The sequence below is a fragment of the Marinobacter sp. UBA2498 genome (assembly GCF_002341575.1).
Classification (GTDB): Bacteria; Pseudomonadota; Gammaproteobacteria; order Pseudomonadales; family Oleiphilaceae; genus Marinobacter; species Marinobacter manganoxydans.
Genome location: NZ_DDOI01000087.1, coordinates 1 through 5,286 on the forward strand (window position 1 = coordinate 1; position 5,286 = coordinate 5,286).

At 54.4% G+C, this 5,286-nt stretch carries 6 protein-coding genes; 5 read left to right on the forward strand and 1 reads right to left on the reverse strand.

Annotated features, from left to right (window positions below):
- Positions 1 to 349, reverse strand: a 349-nt coding sequence (locus tag B2W52_RS12075; RefSeq protein ID WP_286803244.1) for a glutamine synthetase beta-grasp domain-containing protein, incomplete at its 3' end; no start/stop codon positions are given.
- Between the two features lie 559 nt (positions 350 to 908).
- Between B2W52_RS12075 and typA the strand changes: the two genes are divergently transcribed.
- The 5 genes from typA to B2W52_RS12100 all read left to right on the forward strand — a co-directional run bounded on the left by typA (position 909) and on the right by B2W52_RS12100 (position 5,250).
- Positions 909 to 2,720 (forward strand): translational GTPase TypA, encoded by a 1,812-nt coding sequence (gene typA, locus B2W52_RS12080; RefSeq protein ID WP_286803246.1) that lies wholly within the window; start codon positions 909 to 911, stop codon positions 2,718 to 2,720.
- Between the two features lie 112 nt (positions 2,721 to 2,832).
- Complete coding sequence (pip, locus tag B2W52_RS12085) at positions 2,833 to 3,795, forward strand: prolyl aminopeptidase (protein ID WP_053114320.1); 963 nt, start codon at positions 2,833 to 2,835, stop codon at positions 3,793 to 3,795.
- 92 nt (positions 3,796 to 3,887) lie between these two features.
- Positions 3,888 to 4,334 carry a D-aminoacyl-tRNA deacylase gene (dtd, locus tag B2W52_RS12090; RefSeq protein WP_039881843.1) on the forward strand — a complete coding sequence of 149 codons (447 nt, stop codon included), beginning with the start codon at positions 3,888 to 3,890 and terminating at the stop codon, positions 4,332 to 4,334.
- A gap of 498 nt (positions 4,335 to 4,832) precedes the next feature.
- Positions 4,833 to 4,955 carry a hypothetical protein gene (locus tag B2W52_RS12095; protein ID WP_008170889.1) on the forward strand — a complete coding sequence of 41 codons (123 nt, stop codon included), beginning with the start codon at positions 4,833 to 4,835 and terminating at the stop codon, positions 4,953 to 4,955.
- A gap of 25 nt (positions 4,956 to 4,980) precedes the next feature.
- On the forward strand, positions 4,981 to 5,250 hold the full coding sequence (locus B2W52_RS12100) for a hypothetical protein (RefSeq protein ID WP_008170887.1): 270 nt from the start codon (positions 4,981 to 4,983) through the stop codon (positions 5,248 to 5,250).
- Positions 5,251 to 5,286 lie beyond the last annotated feature (36 nt).

A 5,286-nucleotide genomic window follows, 5' to 3' on the forward strand; every position in this document is an offset into this window, starting at 1 on the left:
TGGACTTCAGGTATTCCTCGGCACGGCGAGCAACGGAACGCGGGTCACGCTCATAACCCTGCATGGTAGAAGGCTCTACGATGTTGCAGGTGATGTTGACAGTGGTTTCTTCGGTGAAGGGATCAAGAACGGAGGTTTCGTCGTCCGGCATCAGGATCATGTCGGATTCGTTGATGCCTTTCCAGCCCGCGATTGAGGAGCCGTCAAACATCTTGCCGTCTGCGAAAAAGTCTTCATCCACTTCGGTGGCAGGCAGTGTAACGTGCTGCTCTTTACCGCGGCTGTCGGTGAAGCGCAGGTCAACCCATTTGACTTCGTGTTCTTTGATCAAATCAACTGTCTTGGACATTGTGCATGCTCCGTAAGTTATACCGCACAGGCGGCTGTATTCATGTTCGTGGTGCCGGATCGCCCGGATAAACGGGTTCCGATCTGTTTCTCAGGTTCGCGCAGCTTAGCAAATGCCGTTGCGTCTTACCTGCAAATTTCGGCTGATTTCGATAAAGCAAGGCGCTTGCCAATTTTTAGGGCATGCTCCAGAACAGCGCAACTGCAAGGGTTTGGGGCATGTTCACGAGAAATCATTAGCTCTGGGCTGGTCGCTTGCACTTAATTGGTGCACCGCGTTGGTGCATTTATTGGCTATGCGCCCTAAATGAGTGCGAGTGCTTAGTGTAGAGAATAGGCGTTTTTCTTCATATTAACGACACAGACTTTTCGCTATACTGCGCGCCGCTTCATTTTTTACCCTGTCTTTTCGCATCGATGATCGGAAAGCACCATGCAGGGTGCCGGGCAGCCAGCTCCGGTGAATGAGTTCATTTTACGGATTTGAGACGGCATGTGCTGGGATTCCCCCTGCGAACGACCTTCTCAGGTCATTGAGTGCATGCCGCAGGAATATTTTTGTGATTGAAAAACTTCGTAATATCGCCATCATCGCCCACGTTGACCACGGCAAGACCACGCTTGTCGACCAGCTTTTGCGCCAGTCAGGCACGTTGGAGCGTAAGGAGCTCGATAGCGAGCGGGTCATGGATTCCAATGACCAGGAAAAAGAACGTGGCATTACCATTCTGGCGAAGAATACCGCTCTGAAGTGGAATGGCTACGACATCAATATTGTAGACACGCCGGGCCACGCTGATTTCGGTGGTGAGGTAGAGCGGGTCATGAGCATGGTTGATTGCGTGCTGCTGGTGGTTGATTCCATCGACGGCCCCATGCCCCAGACCCGTTTTGTTACCCAGAAAGCATTTGCTGCGGGGCTTCGCCCGATTGTGGTGGTAAACAAGATTGACCGCCCGGGTGCGCGCCCTGATTGGGTGGTGGATCAGGTGTTCGACCTGTTCGATAACCTCGGTGCCACCGATGAGCAGCTGGACTTCCCGATTGTGTTTGCCAGTGCGTTGAACGGCATTGCCGGAATGGATCACGAGAATCTGGATGACAACATGGATGCCGTGTTCCAGGCGATCGTTGATCACGTACCTGCTCCGAATGTTGATCCGGACGGCCCGTTCCAGATGCAGATCTCCCAGTTGGACTACAACAGCTTCCTGGGCGTAATCGGCATTGGCCGCATCATGCGCGGCAAGGTGAAGACCAATTCGCCGGTGACCGCCATCGGCGCCAACGGCAAGAAGCGTAACGGTCGTATTCTCAAGATCATGGGCCACTCCGGTCTTCAGCGTGTTGAAGTCGACGAAGCCCAGGCTGGCGATATTGTCTGTGTCAGCGGCATGGACGAGCTGTTCATCTCCGACACCCTCTGTGACCAGGCCAACGTTGAAGCGCTTCCGCCGCTGACGGTGGATCAGCCGACGGTATCCATGACGTTCCAGGTGAACGATTCGCCCTTCGCCGGAAAGGAAGGCAAATACGTTACCAGCCGGAATATCAAGGAACGTCTGGAAAAGGAGTTGCTGCACAACGTTGCGCTGCGCGTTGAAGAAGGCGATTCGGCTGACAAGTTCAAGGTGTCCGGTCGTGGGGAGCTGCACCTGTCAGTGTTGATCGAAAACATGCGCCGCGAGAATTTCGAGCTGGCCGTAGGGCGGCCTGAAGTTGTGATCCGCGAGATTGACGGTGTCAAGCAGGAGCCGTACGAGAGCGTCATCGTTGATATTGAGGAGCAGCACCAGGGGCCGATCATGGAGCAGATGGGCCTGCGCCGGGGCGATCTGACCAATATGGTGCCGGATGGAAAGGGGCGTATGCGCCTTGAGTACACCATTCCCGCCCGCGGCCTCATTGGTTTCCGGAACACCTTCCTGACCATGACCTCGGGTACCGGCATCCTGACCTCTACCTTCAGCCATTACGGTCCGATCAAGGTGGGCGATGTCACCAGCCGCCAGAACGGTGTCATCGTGTCTATGGCCACAGGTACCGCACTGACCTACTCGCTGGAAACCCTGCAGAGCCGGGGCAAGCTCTTCCTCGATCCGGGGCAGGAAATCTATGAGGGGCAGTTGTGTGGCATCCACAGCCGTGACAACGACCTGGTGGTTAACCCCACCAAGGGCAAAAAGCTGGATAACATGCGTGCCTCTGGCAAGGATGAAGTGATCGGGCTCGTGCCGCCCATCAAATTTACCCTTGAGCAGGCGCTTGAGTTTATTGATGACGACGAGCTGGTTGAGGTAACCCCGAAGTCCATCCGGCTGCGCAAGAAGCTTCTGACCGAAAACGAGCGCAAGCGCGCCAACAAGAAGTAATCGCCCGGCTCTTATCGAGCATGGGTAACAAGGGCTGGATGAATGTTTCATCTGGCCCTTTTTTTATGGGGTTAAGCTAAACTCCGGTTAAATCCTTCACGCGGAGCGTTTCATGCTCACCCTCTACCCGGAAATCAAGCCCAATGCCCAGCATCGCATAGCCGTTGATCCTCCCCATGAACTCTACGTTGAGGAAAGCGGGAACCCGGACGGGATACCTGTTCTGGTGGTCCACGGCGGCCCCGGTGGCGGCTGTGAAGACTACCATCGGCGCTTTTTCGACGCCGAGAGATTCCGGATCATTCTGATGGATCAGCGCGGTGCCGGGCGGTCCAGCCCCCTGGCAGAGCTCGAAGGCAACAGCACGGACAAGCTGGTTGAAGACATGGAAGTGGTGCGTTCGTTTCTCGGTATCGACAAGTGGCTTCTGTTTGGTGGCAGTTGGGGATCGACTCTCAGCCTGGTATACGCCCAGGCCCATCCGGAAAGGGTGTCGGGACTGGTTCTTCGTGGGATTTTTCTCTGTCGCCCGCGGGATATTCACTGGTTTTATCAGGAGGGGGCGAGCCGGGTGTTCCCGGATTACTGGTCTGACTTCGAGGCGCAGATTCCGGAAGCCGACCGGGCTGACATGGTTTCGGCCTACTATCGCAAGCTGACCAGTTCCAACGAGCTGGAGCAGATCCAGGCGGCCAAGGCCTGGTCGGTCTGGGAGGGCAGGTGTGCGACGCTGCACCCGAACCCGAGGGTCGTTGAGCACTTTGGCCATCCTCATGTGGCCATCGCCCTGGCCCGCATTGAATGCCACTATTTCATGAATTCGGCCTTTCTCGAGCCGGACCAGATCATTCGCGATGCAGGCCGCCTGGCGGACATTCCCGGAATAATCGTCCACGGCAGATACGATATGGTCTGCCCTCTGGAGAATGCGCTGGCACTCAGCAAGGCCTGGCCGGAAGCGGAATTCCAGATCATTCGCGACGCCGGCCACTCGGCTTCCGAGCCGGCGATTGTTGATGCCCTCATCCGCGGTGTTGAGTCCGTTGTCGCGAAAACTGAAAAAAGTGCTGGCTGAATCCCGTTTTCAGGGTTGCGGCCCGTAATGGCCACGGATACACTCTTGCCCGATCTTAATGTTCGCCTGTTCAAACGTCCTCAAGGCAGTGAATGAAAGGATTGATCCAGCGAGTGTCGCAAGCCAGTGTTACCGTGGACGGTGAGCAGATAGCCTCGATCGACACAGGCCTTTTGCTGTTGCTGGGTGTGGAAAAGGGAGATAGCGAGCACGAGGCAAGGGAGCTTTGCCGAAAAATCCTCACTTATCGTGTGTTTCCCGATGAGACTGGCCGGATGAATCGTAGCCTGCTGGATATCGGTGGTTCCCTTCTTGTTGTTTCCCAGTTTACTTTGGCGGCGGATACGTCCTCCGGAACCAGGCCGGGCTTCTCTCTTGCAGCGGGGCCGGATGCCGCCAACACGCTGTATGAACGGTTTGTGGTAGAAGCACGTTCCGGTTTGGGGCCGGAAAAGGTGGGTGAGGGCAGATTTGGCGCAGATATGAAGGTCGGGTTGGTGAATGACGGGCCCGTCACGTTCATGCTCGAGACTCGATAACAGAGTGTATAAGTATTTGCGCTATTGTAGTGCGCGGGTGGTCATGCCGGCCTTTAATGGTGCGGAAATGTCCTCGGAGTCGTTGCGATCCAAGGGTTTTTTCAGTCTAAGTTTTGTTGATAAGGGGTTTGTTAAAATCTGGCCTCGGATTTGATATGCAACTGTAACGCAGCTCACGAGCACAAAATTGCATAAATGATTGCGTTTCTGGTGCCAAAAGAGCTAAAAACGCACTGCAGTTAATTTGCAAAATGAGAATGATTGTATTAAAGCATTTTCATCATCCAGAACTTTAAGAAAGTTCGATAAGTGATTGAGCTGTATAGATCTGGAATCTGCAAGATTTATTCGAAAAAGAAGAAAAGTTACTCCTTTGTCATAAAACTGACATAGGGTGATGCAGAATCGGCCTCATCCAGCCTGACTGGTGAAGCCTTACAAAATCGGGATAAGAACCCGTCGCTAAAACCTGAGTTAACTCAAAAAGGAAGGCGCAACATGAAAAAAACGCTCCTCGCATCTGCTATCGCAGTCGCAACGTTCTCTGGCTCCGCGCTGGCCCAGGAAACCATGTCTGCTTCCGAGCTGGCAGCCAAAATGGATTCCATGCCGACCGTGTAAGGTAACATCCAGTACGTTCTGTACCATGACAGCGTCAAAGGCGGAAGCTCTGAAGTTGAGCACGCTGACAACGGTTCCACCATCGGTGTTTAGCACGACCACGAATTCGCCCCTGGCTGACGACGCCAACGACACTGAAACTTCTACCGTAACCTTCCAGGCTCTGCACAACCTGTCTGACCACATGTATGTGTACTTCGAAGGCTACCTCGGTGGCGGTGACGACGGTGTATACGGCGTTGCTGACGAAAGCGAGCGTTCTATCGCTTCCGTTGGTGGTGTTTACTACTTCTGATCAGCCAATCGGCTAATCCTGTAGTATGAAAACCGG

Bases quoted from the DNA above. Each gene is read 5' to 3' on its own strand.
- B2W52_RS12095 (WP_008170889.1), top strand. From the start codon at position 4,833: ATGAAAAAAACGCTCCTCGCATCTGCTATCGCAGTCGCAACGTTCTCT.
- pip (WP_053114320.1), top strand. From the start codon at position 2,833: ATGCTCACCCTCTACCCGGAAATCAAGCCCAATGCCCAGCATCGCATA.
- dtd (WP_039881843.1), top strand. From the start codon at position 3,888: ATGAAAGGATTGATCCAGCGAGTGTCGCAAGCCAGTGTTACCGTGGAC.
- B2W52_RS12100 (WP_008170887.1), top strand. From the start codon at position 4,981: ATGACAGCGTCAAAGGCGGAAGCTCTGAAGTTGAGCACGCTGACAACG.